Below are 16,788 nucleotides of genomic sequence, written 5' to 3' on the forward strand. Positions count from 1 at the left end.
TGATCTAGAAAATACTATTATAGGTCATCCGACAGTTATCGGTTATCCTGTTTCCGCCATCGTAGTCCGTTTGTTTGACAATCCGGTTGTTCTGATCTCTTTCGAAGACCGTTCTGGCATCCTGTCCCTGTATTTGCGGGTAGGAGAGCTTATATTCAGTCACCTGGTTTTTGTTATCGAAGAGAAGCGTCCATATTGTTTTGGGAATGGGTTTGTTATTCGCCCATTTTTTTTCTTCTGATGCGATCATTTCCCTAAAATCTTCAACCGTCATTTTGGCCAGGTGATAACCGGCGATGGACACATTATAGCCCGAGCGGGTTTCCGTTAAACCTTCCCGGTGTCTTTCTTCTATCCATAACACGTTCTCCTGCCAGCCGGGTTCATATTTGAACTGCAGGGAAGGCACGGTGGTGGTATCATTGGCATAATAGAAGCAACGGTAATCGGATATGCATTTCAATATGTGGTTATAGGTGAACCGTTCTTTCAGCCGGTGGTGTTCGTCGTATTGTACATAGGAAGCTGCAAACTGTTTTTTGCCCTGGAAATGCAGTTGACGAATGAGATAATGCTGTTTGTCAAACAGATTTCTGGTAAGACTTCCCAGATTGGATAACATCAGTTTTATATTGGCAAAGGTTATTTCATCGGCATCGCGCCGTATCTCCGTTATGCTGCCGAAGCCGTCGTAAGTGTAGGCGGGGTCGTCCGGATTACCATATTTATCGTAAGCGGTGTGCCACACCTCATTTTTGCCATCGGAGCTGCATTGAAAGCGGTCTTCTTTAATTTTTAAACCCAGATTATTGTAAGTGTATTTGATCCTGCAATTACTTCTGCTGGGAGGAATATTAACCAGGCTGTCGTACAGGTAACCGGTTTCGCGGGTCATACAGTCGAAAATAGTCCTTTGGGCGGGTGTTACAATGCAGCGGGGCTTCCCTTGTGGATTATAGAGAGTAATCGTTCCCTGACTGTCCCGTATCCAGGCAATATTTCCGGCCGGAAATTTTACTGTTTCCGGCTGGGCGTTCAATGAATTCCAGATCATAGTGATAAAGAGTAGTATGATATACTGCATATTAAACCGGCTCTGTTTTTACGATTAGTTCGTCATCAGTCCGCATTACTTTCCATTGCCATTTAAACAGGCCCACGAGTGTATTCGGGTTCCTGTAAAAGCTCGGGGCGGCTTTGTAGCATTTGTGTTTTTGTTCCCACAGATAGGTTGCATAAGGTCCGCCGCTACTGGATGAGGATGGGTTTATGGCCGCCATGGTGGTAATATTCCCGTCATACATCCAGCCATATGAGTAATCCATCAGGTTTTCCGTACGTCCTTTCTGAAAGATATGGAATTGGTCTTTACTTCTTTGTTGAAAATAAACGGCATTCATCGTGGCATTGTTTGGACCACCAAAACTCACCCTGTCTTTTTCAATGGAAATAAACGTATGATCACAGCCCATACTATGTACCAGTTCATGGACCAGCGACGCAGCATCTGCATTACCAAACACCATCGCAGCATTGGCATAACCACGTTTTGGTTGCGGGTAAGGTTCCCTGGGCGCAAAGGCCAGTATGGAGAGACCGTTCCCCGAAGCATTCATCTTGTAATCATGCAGAAAGATATAAACTGTTCGCGCATTTTTCAAATTGTTGATGGCCGTTGTCCGGGCAGCGCCTGTGACATTGACGGGGACTTCCTGCTCCAGGTAGGCTTTCAGTGTTTTTTCGGTGAACGAACTTTCGTTGCTGGTCACATCCGGCCCGCTGTAGTTTAATAACTCCTTGTCCGTAATAGTAGTGGCAATATTGGCCTGGGCCAGTATCCGGCTCAGCGTTTTTTCAATTTTAGTTCTGTCATAGGTACTGAAGTTATTGGTACCGGTAGTAAAATCGGTATGTACAACAGCCGGTTGCGTTGGCGTGGCGGCAGTACTGGCCCGTTTCACTTTAATCAACATGCATTCGGCCATATAGTATTTCTTATTGGCCAGCACAATCAGTTCCCCTACCCTATTTGCATTAGCAACAATAACCGGGTTGCCATTCTTATCTTTAGGCGTATCGCTATCGATATGATAGGCCAGTATGGCGGTATCAGCAGCAAGGGAGGCCGTGATATTGGTTATGGTAATTTCAACAGGTCCTGCGGCCAGTTCTGCTTTGGTGATTTTATTGGGTATTATGGAGAATTTGTTTTCCGATCCGGCTTTGGGTACCAGATGTATCTCATCGTTGTTATCTCCAAAATGAGTAGTAACAGGATTATCGAGATGTCTGATGCCCGCAATAATCTTAATGGTTTTATTATAGCGGACGTTCAGGTAGGCTGGATAATATTTATTGCCACCCAGGACCGTCAGCGCTGCGCCTTTCTGGTACTCATTTTTGAGGTTGCTGACATCTCCCGCGATGTTGTTCAGCCCCCTGATTCTTTTATGCTCTTCCAGGTAGGCGGAATTGACTGTTCCGCGAACGGTTGTTGTACTGGAAGTGGTGGAAATGCTGGAATGCCCGTCGTTCGTGTTTGAGGTAGCCGGAGCCGTAGTTGTTTTAGGTGTTCCGGCAGGAACATTTTTCAGCGTAAATGTTACATCTTCCTTGATATCACACATGTCGGTATTGACTGTTTCCACACTCCCCGTCTGCGAAATATCAAGGGAGGGATTGTAACTATGTTTTTCTATAAACTCATAGCGGCTGTCGGTTTTATGGGCGGCCGGTTGGGTATTAGGCGCCTTTTCAAAATCAAAATCACTGTCGCCCAGCCAGTCGAAGCCATATTCCATCTCTGCATTATCGTTGGCGAGGTTCATGTACCCGGTCCAATCGGGGTGTCTTCTGAAGTGCAGGGCGATTTTGGTTTTGGTAACCGCTGCTACTGTAGCGGTACCGGCTGTTTTAACAAATACGTTAGAACTTTTTGCTTTCATAGACCTGCTTTTTATTCGCCATAATCAACACCTTTGCCACTTTTGATGGTAATCAGACCGGTGCTGATGATATCTGTGGTACCATTTACATGCATTTCCCTTATCTGTGTATATTCCTCTATTTTCTCCATCACCACGGTCTTCATTTTCTCGGTTATTTCATTATGGACTTCATTCGAGCGCAGATAGGTTTTATTGTTAACGATATGGGTGGCGTCGTGGCCGACGGTTTCCGTTTTATTTTTCCCCACGCTGACGTCCATATTGTCCGTCACATTCAGTTTCATATTTTTGGCGTTGAGGGTCATGGTTTCGGGAGAGGTGATCGTAATATTTTTTCCCCGTGTATCCATCCGGATCTCATTTCCACCCGGGTCTCTGATAATGATATGTGTTCCGTTGCCCGCATCACTGAATTCAATGACATGACCACTACGGGTTTTGATTGTTTTGATATCGTTGCCTTCATTGCTGAAGCTGTTGCTATCCCTGCCATTATACACGCTGCCAATCACATATGGCCTGGCAGCATTATCTCCTTCAAACCCTATGATAACTTCTTCTCCTTTTTCAGGAATAAAGAAAGTCCCCTTCTCTCCCCCCGCATGAGCGGCTGCTACTCTTATCCAGGGCGTTTTTTCAGACTCGTTCATCCAGTGTAGTTTCACCCGCACGCGCCCCATTCCTTTCGGGTCGTTATTATCTGTTACGACCCCACTTTGGGTTTCACATCCCGGCTCGGACGGAATATCTACCGGAGGTACTTTCAGACTGGCGGGGATAGCAGTAAACTCATTCCGGTAGTTCCCATAATTATCTACATAATGTTCGATGGAAGTGATCTGATACTCGCCATAATCTTCCGCATTACCACCGAATACATTAGCGCCGGTAACGGTGATAGCTGTTCCCAGAGACAATCCCGGATGTCCGCTTTTGCCGTTGAAATGGATCATTTTACTGCATTCTATAGCACTTCTCAGGGTAACCATATCATCCAGCTGGTTTTTATTGTTATAGACATAACTGGTTTGTTTGGGTTGGGTGCCATACATTTTCCGGGAAACGTTCAGCAGCTGGCCTCCTAATTTATTGGCGCCGGCTTTTTGTTCCACGTCTTTAGGCTGACTGGTATTTACCTGGTTACTGCAATAGTCCCAGGAAAGGTATTGCATGGCTGCTGGTCTGGCCTGTAGTGCAAGATTAAAGCTGTTCAGTGAACTACCGTAACTCAAATTTATCTTGTTTTTGTTACCCGGAGGACCAATAACAAGATGGCTGCCATCCCAATACAACCACTCGCCGTAGGTGGCAGTCAACCTGCATAAGAATGCCCAGGCAGATTCTTTATACTGTACAAAATACGCAGGCCGTGCGGCAGACAGGGGCTGTACCTGTGGATCCAGCAAGTTTTGGGGAAAGAAACGGAGTACGTCCTGAATAATGTCTGAGAGGCTTTTTTCTTCCCAGCTTTTACAATGCGGACCGCTGTCCAGTATCACGGAGATGCTGTAACCGGTCATCACCACATTCTGGTGATGACCGGCCTCCCGGGAGGTTTCAATACCGGTAATAATCCCCTTAAACTGCAAATGCCCATCCAGTCCAACGCCTGCAATGCTGGCGCCAAAAGAGGTGCCGATCATGTCGCGGGAATTGGTAAAGAGGCCAGCAATACCATCTATAGCCTCTGAAGGACATGTCAACGTAAAAAGATGGTGGTCAAAAATAGTTTGTGAAAGAGAAAAATGACTGAATATAGTCAACGGTTTTCCATTAACACTAAACAACGGAGTAGTTAACTGAGACATAAAGGTTAACAGGTTTGGGTAACTATGAAGATAGTCAATTTTAAAATGACAACCTGCTGTCGAAATTTATCCAGCTACAAAAACAATTGCCACATATATACAAACAGTAATATTAAATATTAATCAGATCAGTGAATTTGGTGTTTTTCCAATAAGGCATTCTTTTCACTGGCCGTGAAAAGGGCCGGCTGTGTTTATACCGTGGATACTATAAACACAGCGCGGTTTCTTCCCTGTTCAGCGAATCATCATCACAATTTTCAGCTATTTATTCAGCAGCTTTTTCAGCTCCGCCGTGCACTTATCAATATTCTCCGCTATCATTTTATCCTCGCAGATAGTGCCTTTGTATTTAATGGTGACTTTGTTTTTCCGCAGCACGATTTGATAATATTCGGGGGCATCGGGAGAATTTTCCCAGGTGACCACACCTTTTTCTTCGATACCACCGGCTACCTGGTCTTCGATGAGTGCATTGATTTTTTTGCGAAGGCTGTCGGGGAACTCGTAGGTGTTTTCATGTTTTACGAGGCAGGTGGTGTCTGATAGCGGTTGGCAGTGGATTTTTGCCGAAGCGGGCTGTTGACGGGCAGCCAGCAGGGATAAAGCGACTGTTACCAGTAGCAATACGGAAAAAGGGAGTGTACGTTTCATGGCAAGAGAAATTATAATAACAAGGAATAGGTGATAGCAACGCCGTTGTGATTGTTGGGTCTCAGATTTTGGTTATTGTTCGATCTCACTCATTATTAAAATACTCTATTTAACGCACACTACAAAATAAAATAACGTATCCGCGTAGGGGTATCCGGCCGCTGAAGTGTCATAGCTTCGGCGGCCGGGCTATGACGCAGGTTACTGGTATTTTTTCATCACGCTGAACAACACTTTGTTATCAGCATCCGGTGAAGGCGCCAGCGTATCCTGGGGCATAAAGTGCCGTTTGAAGGCCTGCATAGCGGCGGTAGTATCTTTCAGATCATAACCGATGATACGGAGGGCCTGCCATTTATCAAAAGTGGGCGGTACCACCACCTGGGCGGTATCGTACCAGAGGCCAAATCCTTTAGCGGCCAGTTGCTGCCAGGGGAAATACGCGCTGGGGTCCACTTTACGGCCGGGAGCGATGTCGCCATGTCCGACAAAGTTTGTGGGGGGGATATTATACCGGTGCTGCAGCGTATCCAGAAGGATCAGCAGGCTATTGATCTGAGCGGAAGAGAAAGGTTCGGCACCGTTATTGTCTAGCTCAATGCCGATGGAGCTGGAGTTGATATCGGTAACACCGCCCCAGCGCGAAGCACCGCCATGCCAGGCACGCAGGTAATCATTCAACATATGATGAATAGCGCCGTCGCGGCACACCACATAGTGTGCACTCACCTGGGTCCGCTCCAGGGTAAAGGTTTTCAGCGTTTGTTCACATGAATTCTGGGCAGTATGATGAATAATGACCATATTCGGTTTCCGCAGGTTATAATTAATGGTACCGGCCCACCATGCGGGCCTGATACCGTTTTCACCCGGCAGGGTACCCGGTTGTTCCCGGATCACATGGGCATAACCTTTGGCTTTCTGCCGGTAAATTTTATTGGTAGCCGCATACGGAGAGCGGGCGCAGAAGCTGTACAAACAAATAACAGCAACCAGGCTGCCCCATCTTGTCAGGTGTCGGATAGTGTTCATCTGTATATATTAAAGTTTATAAAACATGCACGGATAAAGATAATACCTTGTTTTTTAAGGCGATGCTATGAAAAATGGCGTCATTCCTATATATTTACATTTTTACTAATGCTCTTTAGAGTAACAAAAACCTACGCTGTCTTGCCTGTTATAGTATACTACCTTTTGCTGCCGGTGATTTACACTGTGTCGCTATTGCCTTTTCCTATACTGTATTTCGTTAGTGATATAGTGTATATGTTGCTGTATCACCTGCTGGGCTACCGTAAAAAGGTAGTGATGCAGAATCTGCGCAATTCTTTTCCTGACAAAAACGAAGCCGAGCTTAAACAGATTTGCAAGGAATTTTACCATTACCTGTGCGATCTGTTCCTGGAGACGTTTAAAACGCTGACTATCAGCCGGGATGCGATGATACAACACTGCCGTTTTACGGATGAAACCGTAGCGTTATTTGATAAGCTCGCTGCCGACAAGCAGAGCGTGGTGCTGGTGATGGGGCATAAAGGCAACTGGGAATGGGCGGGTAATACTTTCAGCATCCTGTGCCGGCAACAGTTGTATGTGATTTATCACCCGCTGGCCAACAAACAATTCAATGGCCTGATGTATAAGATGCGTACCCGCTTTGGTACCAAACTCATCGCTATGCAGGACACTTTCCGGGATATGGTTAAAAACCGCGATCATGTGAGTGCCACCGCTTTCATTGCCGACCAGGCCCCACAGCCGCAAACCGCGCATTGGATGACTTTCCTGCACCAGGATACGCCCGTATTCAAAGGCACTGAAAAAATTGCGCAAAAATTAAACTACCCCGTAGTGTATGTAAGCGTACAACGGGAGAAAAGAGGTTACTATACTGTATCAGCACATATTCTGACTGCTTCACCGGCTACTGAAAAAGAAGGTGAAATCACGGCACTGCATACACGCCAACTGGAAACAGACATCATTACACAACCTTCCACCTGGTTATGGTCACATAAACGCTGGAAACACAAGCGGTCTGCCGTTCAACAATAACTAACCTGTTTTTTTACGAAATGCTACAACTATTATGCTGCAAGGGAAAGATCTGATTCTGGCTACTAAGCCTTATGCATGTGAAGAAAGGGCCAAAAGCTGGCTGTACTTGCTGACTACTTTATGTTTGTTACTGCTGGCACTGGCCAGTACCCTCCTGTTGCCACTACCTTTCCGGATAGCCGGCAGCATACTTTCGGGACTGTTGATTGTGCGGATGTTTGTCATCTACCACGATCATCAGCACCATGCGATCCTGCATAATTCCAAAATTGCGGATGTTATCATGACCCTGTTTGGCATCTATGTGCTGGCACCTACCAGCATATGGAAACGTTCGCACGACTATCACCATAAACACAATTCCAAACTTTTCAGCGCCAGCATCGGCTCCTACCCGATCGCTACCCGGCAAAGGTTCGAGCAAATGACACCGGGAGAAAAAAGGGGATACTTATTCACCCGCCACCCGGCCACCATTGCAGCCGGCTACCTTTTTATGTTCCTGATTGGTATGTGCTGGCAGTCTTTCGCCAGCAGTCCGCGAAAACACCTGGATTCTTTACTGGCTATCATACTGCATATCAGCGGCAGCATAGCTGTTTGCTATTTCCTGGGATGGCAAAGCTGGTTGTTTTTTATACTCATTCCGTTTACCATCGCCTGCAGCATTGGCGCCTACCTGTTTTATGCCCAGCATAACTTCCCGGGGGTGGTGTTTAATGATAATGACAACTGGTGTTATGACAAAGCGGCCCTGCTGAGTTCCAGCCATATGCTGATGCATCCGCTAATGGCCTGGTTTACCGCCAATATCGGTCATCATCATATTCATCACCTGAATGCCCGTATTCCTTTTTACCGGCTGCCGGAAGTGATGCAGGCGTTTCCAGAATTACAACAGGCAACCACTACTTCCCTCCGCCTCCGCGATATCCGCGCCTGTTTCCGGTTGAAAGTATGGGACCCTGAGCGTAACCGCATGATCGGTATGCGTGAAATATGTTCTATCAGGACTGAGGCGCAGCAGGCATTCCGTGCGCCTGCAGCAATTCACGGATAATATTTCTCCGGGTTTCCAGCATTTGTTTCGTTAGTTCGCGGGTGGCCTGTAATACAGGCGTACCCGCCGTATGCGGGGAGCCTGCCCGGAAAGGCGGTGCAGGATTGTATTCCAGCTGTAACTGTACAATGCGGGCCTGTTCCTCCCCGCCGATCATAGCGGTGAGCGTCAGCGCAAAATCAATACCGGCCGTTACACCACCACCGGTAATCCGGTTCCGGTCTCTCACCACCCTTTCTTCTACCACATCTACTCCCAGCATACGCAACAGCTCCAGCGAACGCCAGTGGGTAGTGGCTTTATATCCCTGCAATAACCCAGCGGCGGCCAATACCAGCGCACCGGTACAAACGCTGGTAATGTATTTGGCGCCCAGCGCCTGTTTCCGCAGGAAATCCAGTACCGTCCGGTTCGTCAGCAACGGATTGATGCCTTTACCTCCGGGTACAAACAGGATATCAAGCTGCGGGCTGTCGGCCAGCGCGACAGACGGCTGTACTGTCAGACCGCCTTCCACTTTAAACGGACTGGTTGTTTCTCCCAGCAACACCACATCAAAACAGCGCGCCTTCACAAATACGTCATAAGGGCCGGTGAAATCCAGTATGGTCATGTCCGGAAAGAGGAGCATGCCTATTTTGAGTTGCTGCATATACACGGATTTGGTTCTTTACAATAATAAGCGATTCTGCTGCACAGTCACTAGCGGTGTTGTTCGTATTTATTGGCTGGCAACACCTGTTGTAACTGCTGTATTTCAGTGGCTGACAGCGGGGTAGTGCGGGCCGCTGCCAGGGCGTCCTGCACCTGTTGCGCGGTACGCATCCCTACTACAGCCGAAGTTACTGCCGGTTGCGCCAGTACATAACGTAACGCCGTTGCAGCCGGACTTCTATCGGGTGTGGATAAACGCTGAATAGCTGCGGCAGCCTGCGCCACTTCGTCAGCGTTGTAGTTCAGATACGGCTCCGGTGTTTTGTTGACCAGCAACCCTTTAGCCACGGCGCCTCTGGCGAGCACTCCGATATCATGCTGTTCCAGCAGGGGGAAAGCACTTTCTTCCGGACGCCGGTCCAACAGGCTGTATTGCATCATCACACTCACGATATGAGAGCGCTCAACGAAAGTGCGGATCACATTAGGACGTATGGAAGAGATACCGTAGTAACGGATTTTGCCCTGTTGCACCAGGGTTTCAAAGGCGGAGATGGTCTCGTCTGTAGGATCTTCCAGCGTACCGCCATGCAGCTGGTACAGGTCAATGTAATCTGTATTGAGCCTTCGCAGGCTTTCTTCCACGGAGGACAAAATATATTCCCGGCGGGGGTTCCAGTCCCACCCGCTGCCATCCGGCCGCCACTGGTTACCGGCTTTACTGGCGATGATCACCTGTTGCCTTTTACCCTGTAATGCTTTTCCCAGGGTGATTTCATTCTGCCCGTGATCATACAGATCGGCAGTATCAAAGAAGTTGATGCCTCCGTCGATAGCCTGTTGAATAAGACGGGCATTGCCTGCATCATCACTACCCAGCGACATGCAGCCATAGCTGATTTCACTGATATGCAGCGCTGATTTGCCTAACTGATGATATTGCATAAAAAACGGGTTTTAGCCTTCTTTTCCGCCTGTTTCCAGGAGAAGGGTACCTAACGAAGGTATAAAAGCGGGGCAGTTTAAACAAACACCCCGAAATGCTAAACCCATGACTTTATCAGTAGTATGATACAGGGCCGCCTGGAAAGGCAGCCCATACTGATATTGATCTTACCATTCTCAATCCGTCCTTATTGAAATTCTTTTAAGTGGACCGTCTGGACAGACGGTCCGTGATTTATTCCACCGTTTCGCTTATGAATAGAGCACATTGATGTATGATGAAGGTTGCGCGGGCAACCTGAATTGTCTGACAGGGGACTGTCTGGAAAGACCGTCCCTGAAGCTGAATCAATCGTACTGCGAACAAGCCGACTTACACACAGCCGTCCACAGGTGTTCATATGGCACTTTAAGTCTGTTTACGAAGGCCTTGCAGCGGGGAAAACCGGGACCATCTGGACAGATGGTCCGTTTTGCTTTTCCTTCTATTACATGGCATTCCAACATTTATGTGACGGTCCGGATCAGGGCAATAGGATGTTTTCTGAAGGGGACCGCCTGGAAAGGCAGTCCCATCAGCCTTCATCTTATATATACCTGCATTTGGACTCAGAAATTTTTTTCCGGAAGGACCACCTGGACAGGCAGTCCTTTTCATCCACCTTATTCCCATCTGAGCTATTGCATCAGTAGTAATGGCCGGTTAAGGACATTGTTGGCTAGTTAGGCCAGCATAGCGCAAAAAAGCAATGATGATATTTCCCGAGGAAAGTGCATGTCCTGTTTTTCCTGTTGAACAAAAAAGCGTGCATATGGTATTGGTTTTTGGGTGGGCATCTACCTACAACAAACAAAAAAGGGTAGTAGCTGCCAGGTCAACATTGGGGGTATCTCCGTTTATCCTTTCCTGTTACCAGAAATTCTATTGGGTGAATGCTGGTATCAGTATGAATTCTTACCATGCAAAGATAAAACGCCAACTGTACAAAGAGCCGGTCACACAGGCCATTTAATGAATGAACAGGACTGAACAATACCGTCATCCGCTGGACAAGTTGAACAAACAGCGGCTTTCACATACCGAAAACATTTGTTGGCACGTTTTTTCTATATAACATACTATATAAATCCCCATTCTATGCAACAACAGATCACAGGCGCTTTTCTCGGTACCGCCATCGGCGATGCGCTCGGTGTTCCGGTTGAATTTAAAACCAGGAGCTACCTCCGGGAAAACCCTATACAGGACTTTATTGGCTACGGAAGCTGGAACCAGCCTCCGGGGACCTTTTCAGACGATGCATCCCTTACCTTTTGTACAGCGGAAAGCCTTACTCACGGATATAATCTCACCCATATGGCCCATACTTTTCTGAAGTGGTATGCAGATGGTCACTGGGGTGCGCATGACCAGGTGTTTGATATCGGAAACACTACCCGCCATGCCTTACACCGGATTGGGACAGGTACCTCTCCCCTGTTTTCCGGTGGGTATGAAGAGTTTGAAAACGGGAATGGTTCCCTGATGCGTGTTATGCCCATAGCCCTTTACCTGGCCAAGGAAGAGAACATCCAGCAACGTTATCACATTGTTAAAGAGGTGTCTGGCATTACCCATATGCATTTTCGTTCTGTGCTGGCTTGTTTCATATATGTGGAGTTTTTAAGAAATCTTTTAACCATAAAGGATATCCAGGAATCTTACCAGGTAATGCAGGCAGCAGTGAATGATTTTATTCTCGCGCAGCAGTTCAATCCTGCTGAAGTACGGCTTTTCGACCGGATATTGAAGGATAACATTACCAACCTGACAGAAGATGATATCCAAAGTTCCGGTTATGTGATCGCTACGCTGGAAAGCGCGCTCTGGTGTCTGTTAAATACAAGCAATTATGCTGACGCCGTACTCCGGGCTGTTAACCTGGGAGGCGATACCGACACTACCGGCGCCGTAGCAGGAGCTGCGGCAGGGCTTCATTACGGACTGGACGGCATTCCTGCGCACTGGGTTCAGGGCATCGCCAAATCCGCGAAAATCATTGAATTGTCACAACAATTCACAGATGCGCTGAGTACGCCCTCTGCAGGATAATCGCTTAAACTATTTGATCTGGTATTAGTCTAAACAGTATAATCCGCAAGAAGATGAAAAACAGATTTTATATGCTGTTTGTGTTGATAGGGCTGTTATGCACAACCACAGCAACAGGCGCTTTTGCCCAACATCGTGTGGGTGGCGGTGGCGGCGGACATTTTGGCGGCGGCGGCGGTGGACACTTTGGTGGTGCTCCCCGTATGTCTGCACCAAGCATGTCAGCTCCCCGCGTATCCGTTCCGCGCAGCAGTTTTAACGCTCCGCAACGGGTAGCACCTGTAAACAGAGGTTTTTACCGTGGTTATCACGGGCCGGTATATCATGGAGGCGTTTATTACAGCCATGGTTGGTATGGACGAGGCTACAGACGTTACTATCGTCCGTTCTACTATCCTCCGCTTGGATTCTATATTTCTACCCTGCCGTATGGCTATTTTGCCCTCGGACCTCAGTTTGGACCCGTTTATTACTCCGGTGGTGTTTATTATGAATCCAATCAGAATAATGATGGTTACCAGGTAGTAGATCCGCCGATGGGCGCTGCCGTTCCGGACTTACCTGATGGCGCTTCCGAAGTGCAGGTAAATGGTAACAGTTATTACGAATTGAAGGGTACCTTCTACCAGGAAGTTATGACCGACAACGGTCGGCGATTTAAAGTAGTGGGTAAAGACGGTAAGATCGGCGATACTGTGGTGACTCCACAGAACAATGACACACCCGACAACAGCTCCGGTACTGTTCCCGGCAATATCCTCAAGGACCTTCCTTCCGGCAGCCGTTCCGTACAGATCAACGGACAACAGTACTTCCTGTCACCCGACGGTATGTATTACCAACAGGTAAATACCAATAACGGTACCGGGTACCAGGTAGTCGGTAAAATGGACGCAGACCAATAATACAAAGGAACAACATAAAAAGGCGTACCAGATGATGGTACGCCTTTTTTATGCGCTGTTACCAGCTGCTGCTGGCGCCACCGCCCCCGGAAGAACCGCCTCCCCAGCTGGAAGAAGAGGAAGACGATGAAGAGGATGATGACGACGAAGAAGAGCTTTGGCTGACACGCGGTATCGTAAAACGATAATCATGCTTATAGGAACAAATGGCACAGGCATAGGTGGTAATACCCCAGCCTTCTGAACTGGTGGTAGCCCGTTTTTTAGTCACCGTTTGTTTGCGCTCCAGGGAAACATGCTCACAGTGCGGACATTCCGCCATAGCAGTGTTTACATTGGTATAATCCAGTATCAGGCGGTTACCACAGGCATCACATTTCCATACATCATAGTCTACCGACATCAGGTCTTCTTCTATGACCTGTTCTTTTTTCAGATAAACATCTTCTTCCTGTTCCGACAGTTTATGCATGACATGGGAACAGTTCGGACAGTCATATGGCTCGTTCCGCAGGCGGTCCAGCCGGCGTTTGAGCCAGACCAGGTAGAACCAGAGAAAAGGCAGCGGAAAAACATATTTAGCCGTTCTCAATCTATAAGCCGCACGGGCGTAGCTGAGCCACTGATCGTGCCGGTCTTTGCCGCGCAGCACCACCTTGGCCCGTGCTTCCATGATCAATATCGCCACGTGCATAAAGATGGTCCATACTACGTAGTAGATGACGAAAGTGGAGAAAAAGTTGATGGGCCAGCCTATCAGGCGGGCGAGAAACGGTGAGGAGAACAGTACGGAAAGGTGAATCAGGAGCAGCCCCAGGAACCGTGGACGCAGAAAATCGTTGGGCAGGTCTTTCATCCTTACCGGCATAGGATCATCCTTTCTTTTCTGTTTAGGCTTTTTACCGAAAAACACATTCATCATCGCTGCCGAAACAGCCAGCCAGATAAATACAGCGAAAAAGGTACCTCCGCCGAATTTAGGGACATCAAAAAAATAGGACTCCGCAGTAGCAGCATAGGAAGGCGCAGTAGTAACTTCCCCGTCACCGGCTAAAGTCACCGGGGCCGCATTGGCGGCTTCACCCGGATCGGTATCGGTATCCGGTTCTGCCGGGCGGGGGGCCGATACAAGTCCCTGTGGTTCTGCCGGAGCCGATACAACTCCCCGCGGCTCAGGCGGCGCCGGCTTGTCGGCGATGAGGGAACGGTCTTCCACAACTGTTGCCTCCGGCACTTCCTGGTTGAGTACATAGTTACCGTTATACAACTGAGCTGAGATCGATTTTAATCCTTCTTCAAAAGCCTGATCATAGTTGGCATTTTTGATATACGGTATCATGTAATCCTGCTGGATGCGGAAACAGATCACGTCGGGCATATCCGCTTCCAGGCCTTTACCGGTTTCAAATACCAGGCGGTGGGCATCTTCCACCAGCAGCACCAGCAGGCCATTGTTGGTAGCGGCGTCACCAATCTTCCAGTAATTAAACAGTTTGTGGGCAAAATCGCGCGGTTCATTTTCGCCGATAGTGTGCAGGAGTACCATGGCTACCTGGGCTTTACCGCCCCGGTCCAGGGAACTGAGTTTGTCGTTCAGGTTCTTCACCATTTCACTTGACAAGAGGTGATCCGGGTTACTGATATAACCGCCATCACTTTTTTTGGGGTCTGGTACGTCCGACACCGAGTATTTCGTTTGTTTTCCGGTGCAGGACAATAACAGGGATACCAACAACAGGTATAAGACATTTCGCATAACAACGGGTAATTCTGGCAATGGTCAAAAAATAGCCGGGCCGGAGGCCCGGGCGGATTTAAAAATACTATATTTTAGTATCTGTACGTTTAAGTTATTCCAGCTGCTGCCGCAGTATTTTCAACGGCAATGGCAAATATTATATAATTTAGTGATGCTCAAGCAGTCACCATTATCACTATTACTATCATTCAATACCGCGCACATGAAAAGGTTTTTTGTATTGGTCGCCCTGATTTTTCCGCTGGCTTTAAGCGCACAGACCAAGCTATCGGAAACTGTTGCAGAAGATTTTTCCAACCGGGTGGCTCATCATTACCAGTTACAGCATGACTCTATTTCCGGTTATATCGCAGAGCAACTGACCCGCAGTGGCGCCGGCGGGCTGGACATCGACTCCACCATGTTCAACCTGAAAAATGACCTTCCTGCCCTGGATGCAGCCCTGAAATACCTGTACCAGTACAGCGATTGTAACCGGCAACGGTTCATCAGCAACCTGCGCAGCATGAATCTGCAGACCAACAGCGTTTTTCCATTGGCTACCTATACTGCCAACAAATATAAGAACGATACCAAAGCCCTGCTGGAAGATAAAAGCGACTTCCTGAAAACGTATACCGGTCCGGTGACCGGTAAACAGGCGCCGGCGGCTATTGCCCAGGCATCCGCTACCGCAGGTACAACAGCTACCACTTCCGAAGCAGCCGCTGCCGGCACTACCGCCGCCACCACAGCAGGCGCAGCGCCGGCCCCCGCTCCTACTGTGGCGGATACACGTAGCTGGGAAGTAAAACCGCTGTTCCAGGTACGTACTCCCGAACAACTGGTGGAGATGTACGGTAAAGACAACGTCACCCAACGCGATGCCACTGACCTTGCCGGTACCAAAGAAGGCGAAGCCTATGTGATTTATCCTGATACCGACGATGAACTGGAAATACAGTTTGACGGCGACAACGGGAACATCCTCACTTTCTCCCACTTCCCTTCCAAATGGAAATCTCCTTATGGCATTAAAGCCGGTGATCCCCTGGAAAAACTGATTAAAGTGAATGGCCGGCCTTTCCGTATCAATGGTTTTGAATGGACCAACGGCGGCCTGGTAAACGATTGGCAGGGCGGCGCCCTGGCAGGCAAAAATGTGACTATCCTGCTCAAAGCCAATAATACCGGCGATCCTAAACAATACGATCAGGTAACAGGTGATAAAATCATCCGTTCCGACCTTCCTGTATTAAAGAAACTCGACGTGATCATACAATCCGTTGCCTTTAAAAGCAACTGATCATTTACGGATTTTTTGATTTACGGATTTACGGATTTTGGGATTTAAAGAAGAGGAGATCTAATCGATAATATTTATTTGCTCATATCTTCGCTTCTTTAAATCCCAAAATCCGTAAATCCGTAAATCAAAAAATCCCAAAATGTTTTTATCTTGTTTGTATGAAACAGACAATCGTTCTTCTTTTCTTTGTTATCATGGGAATTTCCACGAGCATACACGCACAGACCAAAAAATATCCTTCGCTGAACCATATCGCAATTTATGTAGTCAGCCTCGAACGCAGCACCAACTTCTACCGGGACGTGATTGGCCTGGAGGTGATGGACGAACCGTTTAAGGACGGGCGGCACAGCTGGTTTAAGGTAGGAGACCACAGCCAGCTGCATATTATTTCCGGTGCAGCCAAAGCGGAGGTGCATCCCAAAGACACCCATCTTTGTTTCAGCGTGCCTTCCATGAAGGATTTTATTGCCGTATTGACGCAACATCAGGTTCAATATGAAGACTGGCCAGGCAAACCCAATACTATCAATAAAAGGGTGGATGGCGTACAGCAGATCTATTTCCGCGACCCCGATGGTTATTGGATTGAGATAAACGACGACAAATACTAG

The 16,788-nt window shown here is 47.8% G+C and carries 15 protein-coding genes; 7 read left to right on the forward strand and 8 right to left on the reverse strand.

Annotated features, from left to right (window positions below):
• Positions 1 to 4: 4 nt before the first annotated feature.
• From ICL07_RS30920 to ICL07_RS30940, 5 genes are all read right to left on the reverse strand, one after another.
• On the reverse strand, positions 5 to 1,084 hold the full coding sequence (locus ICL07_RS30920) for a hypothetical protein (RefSeq protein WP_188091915.1): 1,080 nt from the start codon (positions 1,082 to 1,084) through the stop codon (positions 5 to 7).
• 1 nt (position 1,085) lies between these two features.
• On the reverse strand, positions 1,086 to 2,945 hold the full coding sequence (locus ICL07_RS30925; protein ID WP_188091916.1) for a hypothetical protein: 1,860 nt from the start codon (positions 2,943 to 2,945) through the stop codon (positions 1,086 to 1,088).
• Positions 2,946 to 2,956: 11 nt separating this feature from the next.
• Positions 2,957 to 4,756, reverse strand: coding sequence for a type VI secretion system Vgr family protein (locus ICL07_RS30930; RefSeq protein ID WP_188091917.1), 1,800 nt, complete (start codon positions 4,754 to 4,756; stop codon positions 2,957 to 2,959).
• Positions 4,757 to 5,020: 264 nt separating this feature from the next.
• Positions 5,021 to 5,410, reverse strand: coding sequence for a hypothetical protein (locus tag ICL07_RS30935; protein ID WP_188091918.1), 390 nt, complete (start codon positions 5,408 to 5,410; stop codon positions 5,021 to 5,023).
• 201 nt (positions 5,411 to 5,611) lie between these two features.
• Positions 5,612 to 6,442 carry an N-acetylmuramoyl-L-alanine amidase gene (locus tag ICL07_RS30940; protein WP_188091919.1) on the reverse strand — a complete coding sequence of 277 codons (831 nt, stop codon included), beginning with the start codon at positions 6,440 to 6,442 and terminating at the stop codon, positions 5,612 to 5,614.
• 141 nt (positions 6,443 to 6,583) lie between these two features.
• Between ICL07_RS30940 and ICL07_RS30945 the strand changes: the two genes are divergently transcribed.
• Together ICL07_RS30945 and ICL07_RS30950 are read left to right on the forward strand one after the other, a co-directional pair.
• Positions 6,584 to 7,468 (forward strand): lysophospholipid acyltransferase family protein, encoded by an 885-nt coding sequence (locus tag ICL07_RS30945; protein ID WP_246485213.1) that lies wholly within the window; start codon positions 6,584 to 6,586, stop codon positions 7,466 to 7,468.
• Positions 7,469 to 7,502: 34 nt separating this feature from the next.
• On the forward strand, positions 7,503 to 8,531 hold the full coding sequence (locus ICL07_RS30950) for a fatty acid desaturase family protein (protein WP_188091921.1): 1,029 nt from the start codon (positions 7,503 to 7,505) through the stop codon (positions 8,529 to 8,531).
• Here the strand turns inward: ICL07_RS30950 and ICL07_RS30955 are convergent.
• On the reverse strand, positions 8,479 to 9,183 hold the full coding sequence (locus ICL07_RS30955; protein WP_188091922.1) for a DJ-1/PfpI family protein: 705 nt from the start codon (positions 9,181 to 9,183) through the stop codon (positions 8,479 to 8,481). The genes ICL07_RS30950 and ICL07_RS30955 overlap by 53 nt on opposite strands.
• Before the next feature lie 50 nt (positions 9,184 to 9,233).
• On the reverse strand, positions 9,234 to 10,130 hold the full coding sequence (locus ICL07_RS30960) for an aldo/keto reductase (protein ID WP_188091923.1): 897 nt from the start codon (positions 10,128 to 10,130) through the stop codon (positions 9,234 to 9,236).
• Between the two features lie 812 nt (positions 10,131 to 10,942).
• Between ICL07_RS30960 and ICL07_RS30965 the strand changes: the two genes are divergently transcribed.
• From ICL07_RS30965 to ICL07_RS30975, 3 genes are all read left to right on the forward strand, one after another.
• A complete protein-coding gene (locus ICL07_RS30965; RefSeq protein ID WP_188091924.1) occupies positions 10,943 to 11,143 on the forward strand; it encodes a hypothetical protein in 201 nt (66 codons plus the stop codon).
• Positions 11,144 to 11,268: 125 nt separating this feature from the next.
• Positions 11,269 to 12,222 (forward strand): ADP-ribosylglycohydrolase family protein, encoded by a 954-nt coding sequence (locus ICL07_RS30970; protein ID WP_188091925.1) that lies wholly within the window; start codon positions 11,269 to 11,271, stop codon positions 12,220 to 12,222.
• Positions 12,223 to 12,275: 53 nt separating this feature from the next.
• Positions 12,276 to 13,127, forward strand: coding sequence for a DUF6515 family protein (locus ICL07_RS30975; RefSeq protein WP_188091926.1), 852 nt, complete (start codon positions 12,276 to 12,278; stop codon positions 13,125 to 13,127).
• Positions 13,128 to 13,185: 58 nt separating this feature from the next.
• Here ICL07_RS30975 and ICL07_RS30980 read toward each other — a convergent pair whose 3' ends face one another.
• Positions 13,186 to 14,883: a TPM domain-containing protein gene (locus tag ICL07_RS30980; RefSeq protein WP_188091927.1), complete on the reverse strand. Its 1,698-nt coding sequence runs from the start codon at positions 14,881 to 14,883 to the stop codon at positions 13,186 to 13,188.
• Between the two features lie 205 nt (positions 14,884 to 15,088).
• Between ICL07_RS30980 and ICL07_RS30985 the strand changes: the two genes are divergently transcribed.
• Positions 15,089 to 16,171 carry a hypothetical protein gene (locus ICL07_RS30985; RefSeq protein ID WP_188091928.1) on the forward strand — a complete coding sequence of 361 codons (1,083 nt, stop codon included), beginning with the start codon at positions 15,089 to 15,091 and terminating at the stop codon, positions 16,169 to 16,171.
• Between the two features lie 161 nt (positions 16,172 to 16,332).
• Complete coding sequence (locus ICL07_RS30990; RefSeq protein WP_223152151.1) at positions 16,333 to 16,788, forward strand: VOC family protein; 456 nt, start codon at positions 16,333 to 16,335, stop codon at positions 16,786 to 16,788.

Source organism: Chitinophaga qingshengii (genome assembly GCF_014529935.1).
In the GTDB taxonomy this organism is placed as follows: Bacteria; Bacteroidota; Bacteroidia; order Chitinophagales; family Chitinophagaceae; genus Chitinophaga; species Chitinophaga qingshengii.